Origin of the sequence: Buttiauxella sp. A111, assembly GCF_014189855.1 — a bacterium.
GTDB classification, from domain to species: domain Bacteria; phylum Pseudomonadota; class Gammaproteobacteria; order Enterobacterales; family Enterobacteriaceae; genus Buttiauxella; species Buttiauxella selenatireducens.
Window position 1 is genome coordinate 251411 of record NZ_BJFN01000006.1, and the last position, 21878, is coordinate 273288.

General features: G+C 53.0%; 16 protein-coding genes. 7 read left to right on the forward strand and 9 right to left on the reverse strand.

Annotated elements, in window-relative coordinates; genetic code table 11:
• Window positions 1-4 precede the first annotated feature (4 nt).
• Window positions 5-1228 carry an MFS transporter gene (locus BSPA111_RS18330; RefSeq protein WP_183272575.1) on the reverse strand — a complete coding sequence of 408 codons (1224 nt, stop codon included), beginning with the start codon at window positions 1226-1228 and terminating at the stop codon, window positions 5-7.
• Window positions 1229-1554: 326 nt separating this feature from the next.
• On the opposite strand from BSPA111_RS18330, the gene BSPA111_RS18335 reads away from it, so the two are divergent.
• Entirely contained in the window at window positions 1555-2460 is a 906-nt protein-coding gene (locus BSPA111_RS18335; protein WP_183272576.1) for a carbamate kinase, read from the forward strand.
• A 34-nt stretch (window positions 2461-2494) separates the two neighbouring features.
• Here the strand turns inward: BSPA111_RS18335 and BSPA111_RS18340 are convergent, their stop codons facing one another.
• Window positions 2495-3832: a hemolysin family protein gene (locus BSPA111_RS18340; protein WP_183272577.1), complete on the reverse strand. Its 1338-nt coding sequence runs from the start codon at window positions 3830-3832 to the stop codon at window positions 2495-2497.
• A gap of 259 nt (window positions 3833-4091) precedes the next feature.
• Window positions 4092-4946: a 5'-methylthioadenosine/S-adenosylhomocysteine nucleosidase gene (locus BSPA111_RS18345; protein ID WP_183272578.1), complete on the reverse strand. Its 855-nt coding sequence runs from the start codon at window positions 4944-4946 to the stop codon at window positions 4092-4094.
• Window positions 4947-5257: 311 nt separating this feature from the next.
• On the opposite strand from BSPA111_RS18345, the gene ydfZ reads away from it, so the two are divergent.
• Window positions 5258-5461 carry a putative selenium delivery protein YdfZ gene (ydfZ, locus tag BSPA111_RS18350; protein ID WP_139878030.1) on the forward strand — a complete coding sequence of 68 codons (204 nt, stop codon included), beginning with the start codon at window positions 5258-5260 and terminating at the stop codon, window positions 5459-5461.
• A gap of 82 nt (window positions 5462-5543) precedes the next feature.
• On the opposite strand, the gene BSPA111_RS18355 is transcribed toward ydfZ, so the two are convergent.
• From BSPA111_RS18355 to msrA, 5 genes are all read right to left on the reverse strand, one after another.
• Window positions 5544-7442 (reverse strand): cation-translocating P-type ATPase, encoded by a 1899-nt coding sequence (locus BSPA111_RS18355; RefSeq protein ID WP_183272579.1) that lies wholly within the window; start codon window positions 7440-7442, stop codon window positions 5544-5546.
• A complete protein-coding gene (gene hflK, locus BSPA111_RS18360) occupies window positions 7439-8491 on the reverse strand; it encodes a protease modulator HflK (RefSeq protein ID WP_183272580.1) in 1053 nt (350 codons plus the stop codon). The genes BSPA111_RS18355 and hflK (BSPA111_RS18360) overlap by 4 nt, the downstream gene beginning before the upstream one ends.
• Window positions 8484-9467, reverse strand: a complete 984-nt coding sequence (gene hflC / locus BSPA111_RS18365) for a protease modulator HflC (RefSeq protein ID WP_221200570.1) — start codon at window positions 9465-9467, stop codon at window positions 8484-8486. The genes hflK (BSPA111_RS18360) and hflC overlap by 8 nt, the downstream gene beginning before the upstream one ends.
• A complete protein-coding gene (gene hflK / locus BSPA111_RS18370; RefSeq protein ID WP_255459303.1) occupies window positions 9464-11413 on the reverse strand; it encodes a protease modulator HflK in 1950 nt (649 codons plus the stop codon). The genes hflC and hflK (BSPA111_RS18370) overlap by 4 nt, the downstream gene beginning before the upstream one ends.
• A 212-nt stretch (window positions 11414-11625) precedes the next feature.
• On the reverse strand, window positions 11626-12264 hold the full coding sequence (msrA, locus tag BSPA111_RS18375; RefSeq protein WP_183272582.1) for a peptide-methionine (S)-S-oxide reductase MsrA: 639 nt from the start codon (window positions 12262-12264) through the stop codon (window positions 11626-11628).
• A gap of 226 nt (window positions 12265-12490) precedes the next feature.
• Between msrA and tamA the strand changes: the two genes are divergently transcribed.
• Genes tamA through BSPA111_RS18390 form a run of 3 tightly spaced genes read left to right on the forward strand, consistent with a single transcriptional unit; the run spans window position 12491 to window position 18344 of the window.
• Window positions 12491-14224 carry an autotransporter assembly complex protein TamA gene (gene tamA, locus BSPA111_RS18380; protein ID WP_183272583.1) on the forward strand — a complete coding sequence of 578 codons (1734 nt, stop codon included), beginning with the start codon at window positions 12491-12493 and terminating at the stop codon, window positions 14222-14224.
• Window positions 14221-17997 carry a translocation/assembly module TamB domain-containing protein gene (locus BSPA111_RS18385; RefSeq protein ID WP_183272584.1) on the forward strand — a complete coding sequence of 1259 codons (3777 nt, stop codon included), beginning with the start codon at window positions 14221-14223 and terminating at the stop codon, window positions 17995-17997. Before tamA ends, BSPA111_RS18385 begins: the two co-directional genes overlap by 4 nt.
• A 2-nt stretch (window positions 17998-17999) precedes the next feature.
• Window positions 18000-18344, forward strand: a complete 345-nt coding sequence (locus tag BSPA111_RS18390; protein ID WP_183272585.1) for a gamma-glutamylcyclotransferase — start codon at window positions 18000-18002, stop codon at window positions 18342-18344.
• Between the two features lie 103 nt (window positions 18345-18447).
• On the opposite strand, the gene ppa is transcribed toward BSPA111_RS18390, so the two are convergent.
• Entirely contained in the window at window positions 18448-18975 is a 528-nt protein-coding gene (gene ppa / locus BSPA111_RS18395; RefSeq protein WP_110510886.1) for an inorganic diphosphatase, read from the reverse strand.
• Between the two features lie 286 nt (window positions 18976-19261).
• On the opposite strand from ppa, the gene ytfQ reads away from it, so the two are divergent.
• On the forward strand, window positions 19262-20218 hold the full coding sequence (gene ytfQ / locus BSPA111_RS18400) for a galactofuranose ABC transporter, galactofuranose-binding protein YtfQ (protein WP_183272586.1): 957 nt from the start codon (window positions 19262-19264) through the stop codon (window positions 20216-20218).
• A gap of 151 nt (window positions 20219-20369) precedes the next feature.
• Complete coding sequence (gene ytfR / locus BSPA111_RS18405) at window positions 20370-21875, forward strand: galactofuranose ABC transporter, ATP-binding protein YtfR (protein ID WP_183272587.1); 1506 nt, start codon at window positions 20370-20372, stop codon at window positions 21873-21875.
• Window positions 21876-21878: the final 3 nt, after the last annotated feature.

Consider the following 21878-nt stretch of genomic DNA (forward strand, 5'->3'; position numbering starts at 1 on the left):
CTGGTTATTTCTTTTCTTTCAGGAACAGAATGCCAACCATGCCGATAGCCAGCAGGGTGGCAGAAACATAGAAACTGGATGCCAGGCTGCCGGTAACATCGCGTGCGGCACCGGCAATAATCGGGGCAAGAATCGATGAGCTCATACCAATGAAGTTGAACAGACCGAAGGCGGTGCTGTAGTTGTTTTCATCGACGCTGTCGGCGACAAGGGCGACTAATACTGGGTCCAGCGCCAGCTTGCCGACCAGACCATAAACGCACAGTGCAACCACAACTCCCGTCATGGTCGGCATCCAGATAATCGACAGCATGCTGATGATGGCTAACGGGACGAGGATCAGGATCAGAGGCTTACGCTTGCCGAGGCGGTCAGACACGGAGGAGAAGATCAACGCACCAGGGATGGAGATCCATGCCACAAGAGAGGAGATAAAACCGGTTTCGCTGCCCGCGATGCCGCGTTCGCTTTGTAGGTAGTAGGGCAACCAGGTGAGGATGACGAAGAAGCCAAACAGGCTGCAGAACACCATCAGATAAGTCAGCAGCAGGTTACGGTTTTTCAGCAGATCGCTGAATTTGCCCTTTTTGATAGCCTGACCGTCCGCTGTTACGGCGCTGCGTTTTTTCTCTTTAACGAAGAACCAAATGCACAGCCCGACCAGAATTGAAGGCACCGCCATGGCGTAGAACGGCATCCGCCAGCTATGACCCTGATCGTAAACCAGCCAGCTCGAACTCATCAGGCCGAGTGCGATACCAAATGCCATGCCGCTGTTAATGATGGCACTGCCTAATGAACGGAATTTTTTAGGGATTTGTTCCGATGAGAGACCGTACTGAGGGCCGTAATAGGTGCCTTCTCCTGCACCTGTGACTACGCGGGCAAAGAGCAAGGTGGTCCAGGTTTTGGCCCAACCGGTGACGGCAGTAAACACGCCAAATAAAAGAAAACCAGGTACGAGGATTTTTTTCTTCCCTATTTTATCGCCAAGGATCCCTGCTGGAACCTGTAATAAAGCGTAGGAAAAATAAAACACAGAGTTCAGAATGCCAAGCTGGGTACCACTTAACCCAAACTCCTTTTGTAATTCCCCCATCACGGGATTTAATATCGTGCGGTCGGCGTACATAAATATCCAACCGAGCCAGAAAAGAAATATGGTAACCCACCACGCTGGGATACCTCTCTTTTGAGTTTCTACTGCTGTAGCCGCGGAATCAGACATATTATTATCCTTAAATATTATGCTTGTAGTCAGGATGCTCTCAGCCAGGAGACTGAGTGGATGCGGCTACCTTAGCGGCGTTTAGCAGGCTTTCTTTTGAGCAAAGTCACAGTTGGTTGATTGTCATAATTTTCTATCGAGTGCTTCATTTATTATTAAAAATCTTTAAAGAATAATGTTGTTAAATTTATTTAAATAATATGTGTAAGTTTTTTCTGCTCTCTTAAAATATATTTATCTATATCCTCACTGCCACCTGCGTCACATTTTATTGTGATGACCAGATTATGTTATTGGCCATTAACGAATGAGTGGTTGAGGACGAAATGAAAAAAACACTGGTGATTGCTTTAGGTGGTAATGCGTTATTGCAGCGTGGCGAAGTTTTGTCGGCTGAAAACCAATATAAAAATATTGGCTTAGTGGCAGATGTGGTGGCAACGTTGAGTCAAGATTATCGGGTGGTGATTGTGCACGGCAATGGTCCGCAGGTGGGGCTACTTGCGTTACAAAATCTGGCCTGTGATGTGGCCCCAGCTTATCCGCTGGATATTCTGGTGGCAGAAACCCAGGGTATGGTGGGTTATATGATTGCCCAGAAACTCGGCCAGATCCCGGCTATGCCACCTGTTAGCACGTTGCTGACACGTATTGAAGTGCATGGCGACGATCCTGCATTCAGCGTACCAGGCAAGTATATCGGCCCGGTTTATCAGCCTGACGAAGAAGCAAATCTGCGGGAGAAATATGGCTGGGAACTGAAGCGAGATGGGGGATATGTGCGGCGTGTGGTCGCCTCACCACGTCCACAACGCGTTTTGGATCTACCCGGTATCAAAGCGCTGTTGGAGCTGGATCATGTCGTGGTATGCGCAGGTGGCGGTGGGATGCCGGTTGTGAAGGTGTCTGAGGGATATTGCGGCGTGGAAGCGGTGATCGACAAAGACCTGACGGCATCACGCCTCGCAGTGGAGATAAACGCAGAACATCTGATGATCCTGACTGATGCAGACGCGGTGTATCAGGACTGGGGCACGCCGCAGGCAAAAGCCCTGCTGGACGTCACACCAAATGAATTGCGCCCGTTCGCGGCACCAGATGGTGCAATGGGGCCAAAAGCCGAAGCGGTGATCGATTTTGTAGAACAGACTGGGAATGTGGCGTGGATTGGGGCGTTGAAAGATGCGCCAGCTATTCTGGCAGGGCTTAAAGGCACGCGGGTACATCTGTAAAAAAACACCGCCCTTATTGAGGGCGGCGTCATTATTATGCGGTGGTCTGTTCTTCCGCATCCGGCTGTTTTGGCGTCAGCGGTGTCGGCTTAGTGTCGATACGCGTGACCAGCAACTGGTCGATACGGTAGTTATCAATATCCACCACCTCGAACTTATAGCCCGAGAACTTCACCGAATCAGTACGCTTCGGGATTTTGCGCAGCATAAACATCATGAAGCCGCCGATGGTTTCGTAATTTCCAGACTGCGGGAACTCGTCAATATCCAACACACGCATGACATCATCAATCGGTGTGCCGCCTTCAACCAGCCAGGAGTTTTCATCACGAGCAACAATCTGCTCCTCCATGCCTTGGCCAACCAGGTCGCCCATCAGTGTCGTCATCACGTCGTTGAGCGTAATGATACCCACCACCAGCGCGTATTCGTTCATGATAACCGCAAAGTCTTCACCGGCAGTTTTGAAGCTTTCCAGCGCTTCAGAGAGGGTCAATGTATCCGGCACAATCAGCGCATTACGCAGATGCACACCACTGTTGAGCGCCAGGCTTTGGTTGCCCAATACGCGGTTCAGCAGCTCTTTTGAATCAACATAGCCAACGATATGGTCGATATCGCCATTACACACCAGGAACTTGGAGTGAGGATGCTCGGCGATTTTATTCTTCAGGCTCTGCTCATCGGTATGCAAATCAAACCAAATGATGTTTTCGCGTGACGTCATGGACGACGGCACGGTACGCGATTCCAGCTCAAACACGTTCTCGATCAGCTCATGCTCTTGCTTACGCAGCACACCCGCCAGCGCGCCTGCTTCAAAAACGGCATACACGTCATCAGATGTAATGTCGTCATTACGCACCATTGGGAGTTTGAAAATACGGAAAATGACGTTTGCCAACCCGTTGAAGAACCACACTAATGGACGGAAGACAAACAGACAGAAGCGCATCGGGTTGATGATTCGCAAAGCAACAGATTCAGGCGAAATCATACCGATGCGTTTCGGAGTGAGGTCTGCAAACAAAATGAACAAGCTGGTGACCAGGGTGAAAGAGAGCATAAAGCTCAGTTGGTCAGCCATTTCTGGCGAGAAGAAACGCTCCAGAAGGACTTTAAACGCAGGGGAGAATGCCGCGTCGCCGACGATACCACCGAGAATTGCAACCGCGTTCAGGCCAATCTGCACCACGGTAAAGAACATGCCAGGACTTTCCTGCATTGTCAGCACGCGTTGCGCGTTAACGTTACCCTCATCAGCTAAAAGCTTGAGTTTAATTTTGCGGGATGCTGCCAGCGAGATCTCCGAAATAGAGAAGAACGCACTGACGGAGATAAGAAGAAGTATTAGTAAAATACTGTTTAACATAGTTTATCCGGCTTAGAGCCAGAGCCTCGGAAGGAAAGTTGAAAATCTAAGGGTTAATACGTTTTGACTGCCGGTCCGTGGAGGTTGGGCCAGCAATATCAAGGGGTAGTATAGCTTAAGGGTGTGTGAAGCTGCCAGAGGGGATAATTGGGTGGCGTGAGCGTTATTTAACCTCTCTGGATTTTAGTTCTTTTCTGAATATCCGCTTAATCCAGGCCGCCAGGATCATGACAATCCTGGCGCGAGTCAATTTACTGTCTTACTTTTTATCCGCATCCAGTTTGGCAACATACGCCTTCACTACCTGATACACATAATCCTGACAGGCCAGGCCGGTTTGCGGATCGTATTTACCATCGTTGGTGATGTTATTGGATAACACGCGGATCCCGATGAACGGGATCGCAAATGCCGCTGCGGTTTGTGCGGCTGACGCGGTTTCCATCTCCTCCGCAGAGGTTTGATAGGCCGTGTGGAAATGGCTGATTCTGTCCAGTTCGCTGTTCCAGAGATCCGCCGAACCAATCACACCATCCACCACTTTACCTCGTGTGTATGTGCTTTTAACGCTGTCTGCAACCGCAAGCAACTGGGCGTCACCCGGGAATTTACGGATGGTGTGCGGGGTTTTATCTTCACCGGCACTGCCTTTAGAGGCCAACAGATCCATCGGTTTCCACTGCAGGGAATCGCTGCCTTCACCCTTCAGTTTGTGCGGGGTTTTGAACGCGCCCAGGTTTACGGAGTATTTGCCCAGCACGATGTCATACACGTTCAACGCTGGGTCGTGGCCACCTGCCGTGCCCTGGTTAATGATTGCCACCGGATGAAACTGGGTGGCGGCAATCGCCGTGGCAGCAGCGGCGTTTGACATGCCCTTCAATGTCTCAGAAACCACCACCGGATAACCATCCACCGTGCCGCTCCAGAAACGCCAGCCGCCAATCTGCTGTTCCTTCGGGTTATCCAGGCGTTGAGCAAAATGTTCGGCTTCGATTGGCATTGCGCCCTGAACCACGATCGGCCCTTTCGGTGACGGCTGGGCCAAACTCAGGGAAGGCAGTACCAGGCAGCACGCTGACAGCGCCAGCAGACATGTTTTTTTGATGATCATCGGGCTATTCCTTTATACGCAAACGTTTACTTTAACCAATACGTGGCGCTGAAGGTACGTTTTTTCTGGATTGATGAACGGGTTGCGCGTTTGTTCGCCGTTCTTGCTCACGCTAGTTTTAGAACGGTCCGGCTTTTATCAACCCCGTCTGGCTCGAGGGTGGTTTTCACCGGCTGATCGACTTAGGTCTTTTCTTGAGCATCTGAAATTTATAAAATTTTGACTTAGCTCAAAACATTTTTACCGATCAAGAGCTATTTATTTGCCGTTAAATCAACTCGTATCGATACATCAAAAAAGGAGGAATGATGATGTTGACCTATGATTGCTACCGTAACGCTATCTCAACTGGCAGCCGTGTTATGGTGTTCAATAAGGGTCTGACTGGTGTCATTAAAACCATTCACGGCGAAGGTAAATCAGCCGAACAAATTCGTCGTTCTGAATGTGTTGAAATCGAAGGTTGTGAAGGTGTGTTCTGCCCGATGGAGTTGGTCAGACTTGAACTTCACTGATAGGGCATATCGCGTCAAATTAGATAACCCTGAAAACCCATTGTTTAAGGCCACCTATTGGTGGCCTTTTTTGATGGATGGCTTAGCCGCTCAACTTCTCCTCAAACCTTAACAATCGCCCGGCATTACCCAATACCAGCAGCGTGCTCAGGTTATGCAATATCGCGGCAATGACGGCACCGGACGCACCCAGCCAACCAAACGCCGCTGCGGCGACAATCACCAGCGTCCAGCCCAGGCCAATCATCACGTTCATCTGCAATGTGCGTCGGCACAGACGGCTTAATCGCACGCAGGTTCCCAGGCGGCGTAAATCATCGCCAATCAATACGATATCTGCCGATGCCATAGCGATATCTGAGCCGCCTGCGCCCATCGCCACGCCGACGACGCCCGCTTTTAGTGCCAGTGAATCGTTGATGCCATCGCCGACCACCATGGGCCGGAAGCCATTGTCGATATGTGCGCTGACTTGCTGCAATTTATCCGCGGGAAGCGCGCCGGCGATAACGTTGTTGATGCCGACGTTTTTCGCGATGCGTTCTGCCACAGCCTGGCGGTCACCGGTCAGTAACAACTGCTGGTTCAACCCTAACTCACGCAATTCTTTCATGGCGTTGGCGGCTTCGTCACGCAAGCTATCGGCCAGTAAAATCCAGCCACGAAAACGGCCTGCCAGCACCAGGCCAACAATCGGCCCGTCATGCAGTGGCTCTTGTGGTAAATCGACAACCTGGGTTTTTAAGAGTTCATGCCTGCCGAGAAATGCCTCACCTGCCGCCGTGGTTGCCGACACGCCCAGGCCCTGATGTTCATGCACATTTTCCAGATGTGGCCAGGCGCTTTGCGGCGCGATATTCACCAGCGCACAACTGACGGGATGGTTACTGGTTGCGCCCAGGCTTGCCGCCAGCGCAGAGAGTGCTTCTGGCGATTCGCCTGCTTGTGGGAGCAGCGCATGCAGTTGCAGTTTGCCGTGCGTGAGCGTGCCGGTTTTGTCGATGATGACCGCATTCAGTTCGGCTAATTCTTCGAGGAATGCCGCACCGCGAATTAAAATACCGTGACGTGCAGCGACGGTCAGACCGGCAATGGAGGTTGCGGGTGCTGAAAGCACCAGCGCACACGGGCAGGCGGCAACCAGCACCGCTAACATCGCCTGCGTATTTTGCGTTAAAAACCAGGTACTGGCCGCAATCAGTAACACCAGTAGCAGGTATCGCGCCGCGTGGCGTTCCAGTAAACGGGTGATTGGCGGGCTGGCCTGCTCGGCGCTTTGCATTAATGCCACAACTCGCCCAAGGGTTGAGGTTTCCCCGGTACGCGTGACTTCAATGCGCAACCGCCCATCAAGATTTATCGCCCCGCCATAAACATTCATCCCGGCTTTTACTTCCTGCGGAACGGATTCTCCCGTTATGGGGGCTGTGTCGAGGCTGGCCTGGCCGTCCAGCACGCGCCCGTCGGCAGGCAATCTGTCACCCGCACGCACTTCCACAATATCGCCCGCTACCAGTTCATGGTTATCGACCTCATGCAGATTGCCGTTTGCATCGAAGCGCCGTGCCCGGCTGCGGGTCAGTTTGCTCAATGATTCAATGGCTTCTTGCGAGCCAATCACGCTGCGTTCTTCGAGGATATGGCCGACGATCATAATCAGCGGTAACAACGCGGCGGTGAGCAAATCTCCGGTTGCCCACGAGCCAATCAGAGCCAGCGCCACCAGTTGATCGGTAATGCCGTGCAAACTTGGATAACGCAGGCTGTAAAAGGCGTGGCGCAATACCGGGATGGCGACCATCAGCGAAGCGCTGCCCAATATGATATCGGCCACGGCAAGTTGATCGGGCGCCAGGACTCGCCACAGCAAACCCAAAATGAGCGTGCCACCGGCGGTCAACGCCAGGATGAGCTGGCGGGCTACCTGCCGCTGTTCTTGATGCGACAGCGCACCACCGGGATTCACAGAATGGGTGCTCATGGTTTAGAAGGTTCCTTTTGCCCGGCCGCTTGCAGGATCATGTTCGCATCATCCTGCGGGGCGACGGTGATGACGGATGCAGCCTGCGCGAGAATCGCCGCAATGCGTTCGCGGTACACTCGCGCTAATAAATCTGGGTCGTTTGGACTCCTGGCCAGCCGGTTCACCATCGCCGTATCGGACTGGGCTTTTGCCACGTTTTCTCGCGCCTGCGCTTGTGCTGTCTGGCGTAACTGATCCGCAAGCTGCGTGGATTTCTGTCGAATTACAGACGCATCGGTATTCGCGGTCGCAATAGCTTGCGATGCCTGCTGGCTGGCGGTTAACACCGCATTGAAGGCGGTGACGGTAGGAGTAGGCAGCGTGGATTGCACCGTCACGCGCTCAAGTGTGATACCCAGCGAACTGCCCGATTGCGTCAGGCGTTGCAGGTTCTGTTCGATGTTGTGCTGCACATCGACCCGCAGGCGTTCGCGCTGTTGAGCAACATTCAAATCGCTGCTAACCATTTCCGGGCGCGCAACCAGGATCGTATCCAGATCCCTTGATGCACACACGGCAATGGCTGCGCGCTGAACCAGACGGTCGAGTGCCGGAATCACGTGTTCACCCTGCAACACATAATCCATTGGCGAAATGACGCGATAAAACACGCTGATATCCAGTTGCACCACCGCCGTATCACCCGTGAGCAGATAACCTGAACCGGCCAGCGCATCGCTGCTGCTGTCGCCGCGAGCATCCGCATGCTGTGCGTCGGTCGAACGCAAAAGCGCCGTAACGTGATGTTCGATAACGCGGTCTGGAGCAGGCACCATCACCACATCGTCAATGGGCTTCGGCCAGGTTAGCAACAAACCCGGCTCGGCCACGCGCTGCTCAGCGCCAAAATGCAGCACCACCGCGCGGCTGTCGGCGGGGATTTGGCGAATGTTAGAGAACAACCACGACGCAGCCGCCAGCAGCGTCAGCCCATACAACGCGTAAAAAGCGAGGCGTATCGACTGCGTCCACGGGCCAACCGACTTTTTGGTCTGGATATCACTCATGGGTTTTATCCAGTTTCGGTCCTTCGACCAGCAGGCGGAACGGTGCGGCATCGGTGCGTAATACCAGACGGGTACTGGAATTCACCACACCACTCAGTGCATCAAGCTGGCGTAACAGGCGATAAAGCTGCGGCGAGCTGGCGTAGGCTTTGCCATAAATTTCTGCCGCCTGTGCCTGAGACTGCGCTTCGATGTCAGCGGCCTGAACCTGTGCCTGCGCTTCCACAATACGTGCGTCACGTTCTGCCGCAGAGCGGATTTCTGCTGCCGCGCGCTTCCCTTCAGCGGTGCGTTCGGTGGCAATGGTTTCGCGCTCGGCACGCATTCTATCGACCGTGGCGTTGAGCGTCACCGCCGGTAGCGTCAGGCGTTCGGTGCCAACTTGCACCAGCCGAATCCCATAACTTTCCAGCAGCGGCTGGCTGATTTGCGCCTGCAAATGGGATTCAAACTGGTTGAGTTGCACGTGCTGGCTGTCGGTATTCACCAGTTGCGAGAGGGTAAATCCGCTGGCGGTGGTTTCCAGCGCTGAACCTAAATAGGCACGGATTTGCCGTGCTGCTTCGTCCGGCTGGTTTTGCACTGCACGCATAAAACGCTGTACATGTTCCGGCGTGTTATCGACCTGCCAGACGGCAAAAGACTGCACGATAATCCGCAGGCCATCGCGCGTGCCAACATCCTGTAAGCCGCTCGACGTGGTGCGTAGACGCAAATCCACGGCGGTGGACATTTCAAACGGTGCGGGCAATCGCCAGGCAAGGCCAGGGTCGAGTAACACGCGCACCGGATTGCCAAAGCGGGTGATGATCAGTGATTCACCAGAGCGCACCTGCACAAGACTTGCCGCCGCGACCAGCAAAACAACCAGCAATCCCGCGCCCGCAATGCGTTTCCATGCTCCCTTTTTCTGAGTGTCCGAAGCAGAATGAGGGTTGTGTTGGCAACCACAACCATGATGATGTGAATGGCTCAACGGGAAAGCTCCTGTGTCGGTTTTGATGGCGCATCGCGCCTTGTGGCATCGTTCAAAGAGGGAAATTCGCGCAGGTCGATAGTGGGTGGTGAGCCCGCGCCGATGCGGTGGTCGATAATCAGCAACGGGCTGTGGCCGAGTGTCTGGCGTAGCTGGCTGTACCATAATTCATCGACAAACACCTGCCCCGACTGCGCCACTGCCTGTTTTTGTGCGGCGAAACGCACCGCCGTGGACTGTGCTTTGCTGGTCACCTCGGTGGCATTCATGAGTGCCTGATTTTGGCGGCTGGTCGCGGTGGTTTGGGCGCTGGCAGCCAGTTCAGCGGCATGTCCACGTTCGCGGGATATCAGCGCCTGAGCCGAAATTTGCGCCGCCTGCACACCATGGAAAGCATCAGCTGCGCCTGCCGGAGGATGGATGGCTTCGACCACGGTTGAGAGCAGTTCGACGCCTGAATGCAGGTTATCGAGTTTTTGCTGCACCGCTTGCTTAATCTGGTTGGCTAAGGCGTTGCGTTGGTCACCCAATAGCTGCTCAAGCGTCTGAGAGGAAAACTGATGTACCAGCACCTGATTCGCGGTGCTGCGAATCAATTCCTGGAGATTGGTGCTGTGATACGTCGCCGCCAGCGCGGCGTTGTCGCTCATGCCAATGCGCCACATAAACCGCACATCGCTATTAATGATTTGCAGACTCTGTTGGCTACCGCTTTGGCTGGCAATAATCTGCGCTTTATCAAAACTGTGGATAGCATCCCACAGGCGATCGGCACTTTGCGGCGCCTCGCCTTCCGCGCTTGCTAAAGGCTCTGTTGCACTATCGGGGTCTTCGCCTGCAGCTAACTCGTGTACCTGACCATTTTCCGTGAGTATCACTTGTCCGAACGGCCACGGTAGCCCGTAATGCAGGCCGGATGACAACACTTTTACGGGATTACCAAAGCGTTCATAAATCCCACGCTGGGTGGCTGAAACTTGCTGCATCCCGGTCAACAGCCAACCACAAAGCAGCATCAACGCCAGCATGGGTAAGAATGCGCGTTTCAGAACGGTGAAAGCCCATAACTGGCGTAAATCAATTCCGAAGTGTTGATGTAGCTCATGCTGCAAAAAGAGTAACGGGCGTGGAGGCCAGACAAGCTGCGCGGCCAGTTGGCTCTGAGCGAGGAATGCAGGCTCGCACCCTTCTTCATTTGGCGGTGTGAACAGTGAAAACAGCCCGCGCAGCAGGAACTCAAACGCCACCAGAATGAGCAGAATGGCAAGGAGATTGACCAGCAATGGGATATTGGCTGTAGGGAAAATGAGAGTTGGCAAAGAGAGAAATTGCACCGCCAGAGTCAGGCGTAGTAACGGCGCAATCAATTTTGCTTCAGGCCAGGCTTCGTCTGCGGTGGCGGCCAGGTGGCGTTCAGCCACTAACGTGGCAAACATCGCTGCCGCAAGGATCCCGACTGCAACCCAGCGCAGGTTGCCTTCATCGAGCGCAAGGTAGTTAGCGGATACTCCCGCTTGCGTGACAAACAGGGCAAACAGCGCCATTGACCCAAGCCAAACGCCATCGCTCTTGAGCAATACATTGATGCGGCTGAAGTTGATGGGAATAAGCGCCCAAAGGCGTTGGTAAATCGTCGGCGGTAATTCGGCTTCGACTTCCGCTTCAGGTTTTAGCCGTGGCGAGAACTTCGCAGCCCGCCACTGGCAAATTCGCTGTGCATTAAATAAAGAGGTCGCGAGCAAAATCAGGGCAGCGGCATTGCTGGTTAAAAACGTTGGCCAGCGGGAAGATGGCTCGAAAATACTGGCAATCAGCGCCACCACCATCATCAGGAAAATCACGGCGCTTAAGCCAAAAACTAATCTTGCGGTAAGCATGGCCTGCGCGGGAGCCAGGGCGTAACGAGCCTGAGAGCAAAACGGTGAACGTTCCGTAGGTTCAGTCAATTGGATGGGCTGCATGGAGTCATTATTGTCAGGCGCAGGACGGCTACGTCATTGCGGTTTAATTGTTACCATATAACATATCATGATTGTCAATTAACCGTAAACGAAGCGCGGGTAACCGTTTGTACAAACGCAGTCAGCGGGGGAGTCGGGGGGAGGCGATACGCTAAAAGCGGATAGCCATCAAAGCTATCCGCTCGAAAGGGAATTGATTAGTTCTGCGGCGGCAAACAAACGCCAATGCCACCAATGCCGCAGTATCCATACGGATTTTTATGCAGATATTGCTGGTGGTCGTCTTCGGCATAATAGAACGGACCCGCATTGGCGATTTCCGTGGTCACCTTACGGTCATCTCCGGCGAGAGCCATCGCCTCCTGGAAGCGTTCGAAGCTGGCACGAGCGGCGCTATCTTGCTCTGGCGTCAGCGGATAAATCGCGGAACGATATTGCGTGCCGACATCTCCGCCCTGGCGCATGCCCTGAGCCGGATCGTGATTTTCCCAGAACACATGCAGCAATTGTTCGTAACTCACCACTTGCGGATCGTAAACCACACGCACGGCCTCGGTGTGCCCGGTCATGCCGCTGCACACTTCGCGGTAGGTCGGATTGGGTGTAAAGCCGCCAGCGTAACCTGCGGCGGTGCTGTAAACCCCAGGTATCCGCCAGAACAGTCGTTCAACGCCCCAGAAACAACCCATCGCAAAATAAGCGGTTTCCATCCCATCTGGTACATTTGTCATTGAATGTTCGTTAACCGCATGCAACGTGGCGATCGGCATCGGGGTGTTGCGGCCAGGCAACGCTTCTGACTGGGTCACGGGATGGGTTTTCTCAAATAATTTCATCAGTCATGCTCTCCCGATATCGGCAAAATTTAACAACAACCGTCGCGCGGTTGTAACGAGGCGTGTTATTGCGGACAATAACCACGCATTATCAGACTACAGTACATATAAGAAATATTTGGGTTATTGTGCAGTTTTCAACCCCAATTGTTGGGGTTTTGTTAAGCCTAAGGGCGGCGATAACGTTTCCTTCCAGGGGTGGGAACAAGGATATTCAGGAGAAAACGTGCCACAAATCCGTATTATTTGCTCGGCCTGTTTGTGCCTGGTAAGCACGTGGGCGGGAGCTGCCAATGTGCGTTTACAGGTTGATGGGTTAAGCGGCGAGCTACAAAAAAACGTTCGTGCTCAACTTTCAACGATTCAGGGTGATGAAGTCACGCCGGACAGGCGTTTTCGCGCGCGCGTGGATGATGCCATCCGTAATGGTTTGAAAGCGCTCGGGTATTATGAGCCGACCATTGAGTTCGACCTGCGGCCACCACCGGCCAAAGGGCGTCAGGTTTTGATAGCCAAAGTCGATCCAGGCCCGCCTGTGCTGATTGGCGGCACCGAGGTCATCCTGCGCGGCGGCGCGCGCGATGATAAAGACTACATCGCGTTATTGGGCGAACGCCCGAAGATCGGCACTGTTCTTAATCACCACGATTACGACAGCTTCAAAAAAGATCTTTCCAGCATCGCGCTGCGAAAGGGCTATTTCGACAGTGAATTCCTCAAAAGCCAACTCGGGGTTTCCCTTGAGCGTCACCAGGCGTTCTGGGACATCGATTACAACAGCGGTGAGCGATACCGTTTTGGTGCGGTGACCTTCGAAGGTTCACAAATTAATGAAGATTATCTGCAAAATCTGGTGCCTTTTAAGACGGGTGATTATTACCAGTCGAGTGATTTGGCAGAGTTAAACCGCCGCTTATCGGCAACGGGCTGGTTTAATTCGGTCGTTGTGGCACCGGATTTTGATAAATCTCGCAAAACCAAGGTGTTGCCATTAACGGGCGTTGTTTCACCGAGAACTGAAAATACGATTGAAACAGGTGTGGGCTATTCCACGGACGTTGGGCCGCGCGTAAAAGCGTCGTGGAAAAAACCGTGGATGAACTCTTACGGCCACAGCCTGACCAGCAGTATCAGCCTTTCAGCACCCGAACAGATTATTGATTTCAGCTACAAAGTCCCGCTGCTTAAAAATCCACTGGAACAATATTATCTGGTGCAGGGTGGCTTTAAAGCGACTGACCTGAACGATACCAAATCCGACTCCAGCACGCTTGCGGTCTCCCGATACTGGGATTTATCCAGCGGCTGGCAACATGCCATAAACCTGCGCTGGAGCCTCGACCACTTTACTCAGGCAGACGTCACCAACACCACGATGCTGCTTTATCCGGGTCTGAGCCTCAACCGTACCCGTTCGCGTGGGGGGTTGATGCCAACCTGGGGGGATTCACAACGCTACTCGGTTGATGTTTCCGACACCATGTGGGGGTCAGATGTCGACTTTGCCGTCATTCAGGCACAACAGGTCTGGATCCGAACGTTGCAGGAAAAACACCGCTTCGTGGTGCGCGGCAATGTGGGCTGGATTGAAACCAACGACTTCGACAAAGTGCCACCAGACTTGCGTTTCTTCGCCGGTGGCGACCGCAGTATTCGTGGTTACTCCTATAAATCTGTCTCACCGGAAAACGACAAAGGCGAGCTAACGGGTGCATCCAAAATGATCACCGGTTCACTGGAATACCAGTACAACGTTACGGGTAAATGGTGGGGAGCCGTGTTTGTTGACTCGGGCGAAGCGGTCAATGATTTCAAACAGAGCAACTTTAAAACTGGCGCAGGTCTGGGTGTGCGCTGGCAGTCACCTGTCGGGCCAATAAAGCTCGATCTTGCCGTTCCTGTGGCTGATAAAGATGAGCACGGTTTACAGTTTTACATCGGTTTGGGGCCTGAACTATGAGTCGTTGGAAGAAGATAAGCCTCGCGGTGTTGTTTTTTGTTGTGCTGCTGATAGGTGCAGTCGGTTTCCTGGTGGGCACGACGAGCGGTCTGCACGTCTTATTTAATGCCGCTAACCGTTGGGTGCCGGGGCTGGATATTGCGAGCGTAACAGGGGGGTGGCGCAACCTGAGTATCAAAGGTTTGCGATACCAACAGCCGGGCGTCAATGTGACTGCTGGTGAAATTAATCTCGCGGTAAAACTCGGTTGCCTGCGCGACAGCAGCCTGTGCGTGAATAATCTCTCGCTCAAAGATATCGACGTCGTGGTCGACACCAAGAAAATGCCGCCATCGGCACCGGTGCAGGAGGAGGACACGGGTCCGTTAAATCTCACCACGCCGTACCCCATCACGCTGAGCCGTGTGGCGCTCAACAACGTCAATATCAAGATTGATAACACCACCGTTTCGGTGATGGAATTTACCTCGGGTCTGAACTGGCAAGAACGCAACCTGACAGTGACGCCGACAAATCTTGAAGGGTTACTGATTGCGCTGCCGAAGGTTGCCAAAGTCGCCAAAGAAGAGGTGGTCGAGCCGAAAATCCAGAACCCGCAACCGGAAGAATTACCGCTGGGCGAAACACTCAAACAGTTGTTTGAACATCCTGTTTTGCCAGAAATGACCGATGTGCATCTGCCGCTAAACCTGAATATTCAGGAGTTTCGTGGCTCGCAGTTGCGCCTCACCGGTGATACCGATTTGCTGGTCAGCAGCCTGTTGCTGAAAGTCAGCAGCGTCGACGGTTTGCTTAAACTGGATGCGCTGGATGTCGATTCAAACCAGGGGCTGGTCAACGCCACGGGTAGCGCGGAGCTACGTGATAAATGGCCGGTGGATCTCACCTTAAACACCACGCTCAACATCGATCCGATTAAAGGCGAAAAGGTGAAGATGAAGATCGGTGGGGAACTGCGAGATGTGCTGAAAGTCGGCATGAATCTTTCAGGCCCGGTCGACATGGAACTCACCGCACATACCCAGCTTGCCGAGGCCGGTTTGCCGCTTAATCTGGAAGTGGTCAGCAAACAGCTTTACTGGCCGTTTACCGGGAAAAAAGAGTTCCAGGCAGACAACCTGAAACTGAAATTTAGCGGGAAGATGACCGACTATACGCTGTCATTGCGCACCGCTGTGAAAGGCGAACAGCTTCCGCCAGCCGTCATCACGCTTGACGGCAAAGGCAACGAGCAACAGCTTAAACTCGACAAGCTCCGGGTTAGCGCTTTGCAGGGTAACACCGACCTGAAAGCGGTTCTCGACTGGAGCAAAGCGATTAGCTGGCGCGGTGAGTTGACACTCGACGGCATCAACACTGCGAAGGAATTCCCGGAATGGCCTGCGAAGCTTGATGGCCTGGTGAAAACCAGCGGCAGTTTGTACGGCGGGACCTGGCAGGTGGATGTGTCAGAGCTGAAGCTTGCCGGTAACGTCAAAAATAACAAAGTGAATGTCGCCGGGAAACTTAACGGCAACAGCTACATGCAGTGGAAAATCCCCGGTGTGCATGTCGAACTGGGTCGCAACAGCGCAGATATTAAAGGCGAGCTGGGTGCGAAAGATTTGGAGCTGGATGCCCACATTGACGCCCCGAGCCTGGACAACGCATTACCAGGACTTGGCGGTACGGCAAAAGGTCTTATCAAAGTGCGTGGCGACGTGAAAGCGCCGCAATTACTGGCGGATGTCACGGCGAATAATCTGCGCTGGCAAGAGCTGTCCATTGCACGCGTTTTGCTGAAAGGGGATGTGAAATCTACCGATCAAATCTCCGGCAATCTGGATCTGCGCGTTGAGCAAATTGCCCAACCTGGCGTCACCATCAACCTGGTGACTCTCGCGGCAAAAGGTTCTGAAAAGCAGCATCAGTTGCAATTGCGTATCCAGGGCGAGCCGGTGTCCGGGCAACTGGATTTGAGCGGCAGTTTTGATCGGGCAGAAGAACGCTGGCGCGGCAATCTCAGTAACACGCGCTTTGAAACACCGGTTGGCCCGTGGTCGCTCAATCGCGCTATGGCGCTGGATTACCGCAATAAAGAGCAGAAGATTAATATCGGCGCGCATTGTTGGACCAACCCGAATGCCGAGCTTTGCGTACCACAACCGATTGATGCTGGCGCAAAAGGTCGTGCGGTCGTTAACCTGAATCGCTTTGATCTCGCGATGCTCAAACCGTTTATGCCGGAAGATACGCAAGCCGTGGGCACTTTCACGGGCCGCGCGGATGTGAGCTGGGATAGTGAATCTAAGGGGCTGCCGCAAGGTACTGTCACGCTGCAAGGTAGCGGTGTGAAAGTCACCCAAATGGTTAACGACAGTCCACTGCGGGTGGCGTTTGATACGTTGAATCTGAATGCGCAACTGAAGAATAACCAGGCGCAACTTGGCTGGTTGATTCGCGTCGCGCAAAACGGCCAGTTCGACGGCCAGGTCCAAATTACCGATCCTCAAGGTCGTCGTAATCTGGGCGGTAATGTGAATATGCGTAACTTTGATTTGGCTATCGCTAACTCAATTTTCTCACGCGGGGAAAAAGCCGCCGGGAAGCTCAACGCTAACTTACGCCTGGCGGGTAACGCAGAGCGACCGCAACTGTTTGGGCAAATGCAACTTAACGGCATCGATGTTGATGGTAACTTTATGCCGTTTGATATGCAGCCAAGCCAGATTGCCATGAACTTTAACGGCATGAACTCAACGCTTGCTGGTACGGTGCGCACCAAACAAGGGGATATTGCTCTGAGCGGTGACGCGGACTGGACGCAAATCGACAACTGGCGTGCGCGTGTGGCGGCGAAAGGCAATAAGGTGCGCATTACGGTGCCACCGATGGTGCGCCTCGACGTTTCGCCAGATATTGAGTTTGTGGCGACGCCGAGTCTGTTCACGCTGGATGGTCGTGTCGATATTCCGTGGGCGCGTATCGTGGTACATGACGTGCCTGAAAGCTCGGTCGGGGTTTCCAGTGACGAAGTGATGCTGGATAAAAACCTGAAGCCAATTAAACCTCAAAGCGCGGGGATCCCAATCAACAGTAATCTGATTATCCACGTCGGCGATAACGTGCGCCTGAATGCATTTGGTTTGAAAGCACGTTTGAACGGCGATTTGAAAATGGTTCAGGATAAACAGGGGTTGGGTCTTAACGGGCAGATCAACATTCCGGAAGGGCGATTCCACGCTTACGGACAGGATCTGATCGTTCGCAAAGGCATACTGTTGTTCTCGGGTCCACCGGACCAACCGTTGCTCAACATCGAGGCGATTCGTAATCCAGATTCGACGGAAGACGACGTTATTGCCGGTGTTCGTGTCACAGGAACGGCTGATGAGCCAAAAGCTGAAATATTTTCTGATCCGGCTATGCCACAGCAAGAAGCCTTGTCCTACCTGCTTCGCGGGCAAGGTTTAGACACTTCTGGCGACGATGGTAACGCAATGACATCAATGCTTGTTGGCTTGGGGGTTGCACAAAGTGGCCAGGTTGTGGGTAAAATCGGCGAGACGTTTGGCGTAAGCAACCTGGCGCTGGACACCGCAGGGGTGGGGGACTCTTCCCAGGTGGTGGTCAGTGGCTATGTACTGCCAGGTCTCCAGGTAAAATATGGCGTGGGTATTTTTGACTCGTTAGCGACACTCACACTGCGCTATCGCCTGATGCCTAAGTTGTATCTGGAAGCGGTGTCTGGTATCGACCAGGCACTTGATCTGCTTTATCAGTTTGAGTTTTAGCAATGCGAATATTTGTTTACGGCAGTTTACGACGCAAGCAAGGTAATAGTCACTGGATGACCAACGCCCAGTGGCTTGGGGAGCATCATGTCGAAAATTACGCTTTATACAGCCTCGGCCATTATCCGGGCGTCGTTCCGGGTGAAGGCGCGGTGGTGGGTGAAGTGTATCGCATTGATGCTTCTACTCTTTCTGAATTGGATGCGTTGCGCACCAAAGGCGGCGAATATAAACGCCAACTGATTCAGACCCCCTATGGCAGTGCGTGGATGTATGTCTACCAGCGGCCAGTCGATGGGCTAACCCGCATTGAAAGCGGGAACTGGTTGGATAAAGACCAGTATTAACATGCTTTCAACGGCCACTCATTCGGGTGGCCGTCTCTATTGCGAAACATAAAAAAACACCGCCAGTTGGCGGTGTTTTCACAAGCATTCAGCAACGTAAGAATTACTTCTTAGCACGCTCGAAGGAAGCAATGATTTCAGCTTTAGCCGCTTCTGCATTGTCCCAACCTTCAACTTTAACCCATTTGCCTTTCTCGAGAGCTTTGTACTGCTCGAAGAAGTGGGAGATCTGCGCTTTCAGCAGTTCTGGCAGGTCGTTCACATCTTTAATGTGATCGTATTCTTTGCTCAGTTTGGTGTGCGGAACCGCAACCAGTTTGGCATCTTCGCCCGCTTCGTCGGTCATTTTCAGCACGCCAACTGGACGGCAGCGAATCACAGAACCTGGTTGCAGTGGGTACGGAGTTGGGACCAGAACGTCAACCGGGTCACCGTCTAAAGACAGGGTGTGGTTGATGTAACCGTAGTTGCACGGATAGAACATTGCGGTGGACATGAAACGGTCAACGAACAGCGCGCCGGTGTCTTTATCAATTTCATACTTGATAGGGTCAGCGTTTGCTGGGATTTCGATAACAACGTAGATGTCTTCTGGCAGATCTTTGCCCGCAGGGACGTTGAGTAAGCTCATGTCTTTTTTCCTTTAAACTGGTGTCATTCAAGTGCCCGGTATTATAGCGGAATAGCACAGAATGTCTTTTCCTCTTTTCTTAGTCTGTTCCCTGGTTTTAAAGCCCTGCGGCAACGCGAATATCCATAAACATAGCCGTATTCTTTATAAAAATTTGTAAGCGGTTACAAGCATGTAGATGACTTGTTTGAATTGTGATGTAACTCATTCTGTTAACCCATACGTCGTCTATAGTTTTTCCCGAAGGCCAGGTATTAACCAACAATAACCCTACGAGGATGTACCTATGTGGAAGCGCTTACTTTTGGTCTCTGCTGTCTCCGCAGCTATGTCGTCTATGGCGATTGCTGCTCCGTTAACCGTCGGATTTTCGCAGGTAGGATCTGAATCCGGCTGGCGCGCAGCAGAAACGTCAGTTGCGAAGAGCGAAGCTCAGAAACGTGGAATCACGCTGAAAATCGCTGATGGTCAACAAAAACAAGAAAACCAGATTAAAGCGGTACGTTCGTTTATCGCTCAGGGCGTTGACGCTATCTTTATCGCGCCAATCGTCGCCACGGGTTGGGAGCCTGTATTACAAGAAGCAAAAGAGGCAAAAATCCCGGTATTCCTGCTGGACCGTAATATCGATGTCAAAGACAAATCGCTGTACATGACGGTGGTGACGGCCAACAACGTGCTGGAAGGTCAGTTGATTGGTGAGTGGCTGCTAAAAGAGCTCAACGGCAAGCCGTGTAACGTGGTTGAACTGCAAGGCACCGTGGGTGCGAGCGTGGCAATCGACCGTAAGAAAGGTTTTGCTGACGCCATCTCTAAAGCGTCCAACGTGAAAATTATTCGTTCCCAGTCCGGCGACTTTACCCGCAGTAAAGGTAAAGAGGTCATGGAAAGCTTTATCAAAGCTGAGAACAACGGCAAAAACATCTGCATGGTTTACGCACATAACGATGACATGGTGATCGGTGCGATTCAGGCGATTAAAGAAGCGGGCCTGAAACCGGGCAAAGACATCCTGACCGGCTCCATCGACGGTGTGCCAGATATCTACAAAGCGATGATTGATGGTGAAGCGAACGCAAGCGTTGAGCTGACACCGAACATGGCAGGCCCGGCGTTTGACGCACTCGAGAAGTTCAAGAAAGACGGCACCATGCCGGAAAAAGTGACGATCACCAAGTCCACGCTGTATCTCCCGGATACGGCGAAAGAAGAGCTCGAGAAGAAGAAATCGATGGGTTACTAAGTAATACCACCCTCACCCTAACCCTCTCCCAAAGGGAGAGGGGATGATTCTGTGTTCTCCCTCTCCTTTGGGAGAGGGTCGGGGTGAGGGGATTGAGTGCGGTTTTTGCTTTTCCCCCTCTCCTTTGGGAGAGGGCTGGGGTGAGGGTCATATGGCGAACACAAACAACAACCAGGAAATTCTGCGCACGGAAGGCTTATCAAAACATTTCCCAGGGGTCAAAGCGCTCGACAAAGTCGACTTCAGCCTTAAACGCGGCGAAATCATGGCGTTATTGGGCGAAAACGGCGCGGGCAAATCTACGCTTATCAAAGCCCTTACCGGCGTTTATCAACGTGATAGCGGCAATATTTACCTCGAGGGTGAACTGATTTCACCGAAAAATACCGCTCATGCCCAGCAGCTTGGCATCGGCACCGTTTATCAGGAAGTTAACCTGCTGCCGAACATGTCGGTGGCAGACAATCTGTTTATTGGCCGCGAGCCACGTCGCTTTGGGTTTTTACAACGCAAAGAGATGGAAAAGCGCGCCACCCGTCTGATGGAATCCTACGGTTTTTCGCTGGATGTTGCCGAACCGCTGAACCGTTATTCGGTGGCGATGCAGCAGATCGTGGCGATTTGCCGGGCCATTGATCTATCGGCCAAAGTGTTGATCCTCGACGAACCGACCGCCAGTCTCGATACCAAAGAGGTCGAAATGCTTTTTACCCTGATGCGCCAGTTGCGCGATCAGGGTGTGAGTCTGATCTTCGTCACGCACTTCCTCGATCAAGTTTATGAAGTCACTGACAGGATCACCGTTCTGCGCAATGGCGCGTTTGTTGGTACGCGGACAACAGCCGATCTGCCGCAGATCGAACTGGTCAAAATGATGCTGGGGCGCGAGCTGGAAACGAACGCCCTGAACCGCGCAGGCCGCACATTGCTAAGCGATAAACCGGTCGCCGCGTTTAAAGACTTCGGTAAAAAAGGGGTGATCAACCCGTTCGATCTCGACGTTCGCCCTGGTGAGATCGTCGGTCTTGCCGGGCTGCTGGGATCGGGCCGTACCGAAACTGCCGAAGTGATATTTGGGATCAAGCCCGCAGACAGCGGCAACGCGTGGATCAAAGGCAAACCGCAGTCGTTGCGCTCACCGCATAAAGCCTCGTCGCTGGGGATTGGATTCTGCCCGGAAGACAGGAAAACCGATGGGATCATTGCCGCCGCTTCGGTGCGCGAAAATATTATCCTCGCCTTGCAGGCCCAGCGTGGCTGGCTGCGGCCGATACCGAAACGTGAGCAGTACCAGATTGCCGAACGGTTTATCCGCCAACTGGGGATCCGCACACCGAGCCCCGATCAGCCGATTGAATTTCTCTCTGGCGGCAATCAACAAAAAGTCCTGCTGTCGCGCTGGTTGCTGACCAAACCCCAATTCCTGATCCTCGATGAACCTACGCGCGGGATCGACGTTGGCGCGCACGCCGAAATTATCCGTTTGATCGAAACGCTCTGTGCCGATGGCCTGGCGCTGCTGGTGATCTCGTCTGAACTCGAAGAACTGGTGGGTTATGCGGACAGGGTGATCATCATGCGTGACAGGCAGCAGGTGGCGGAGATCCCACTGGCTGAGCTTTCTGTATCGGCAATTATGAATGCCATTGCGGCATAAGGA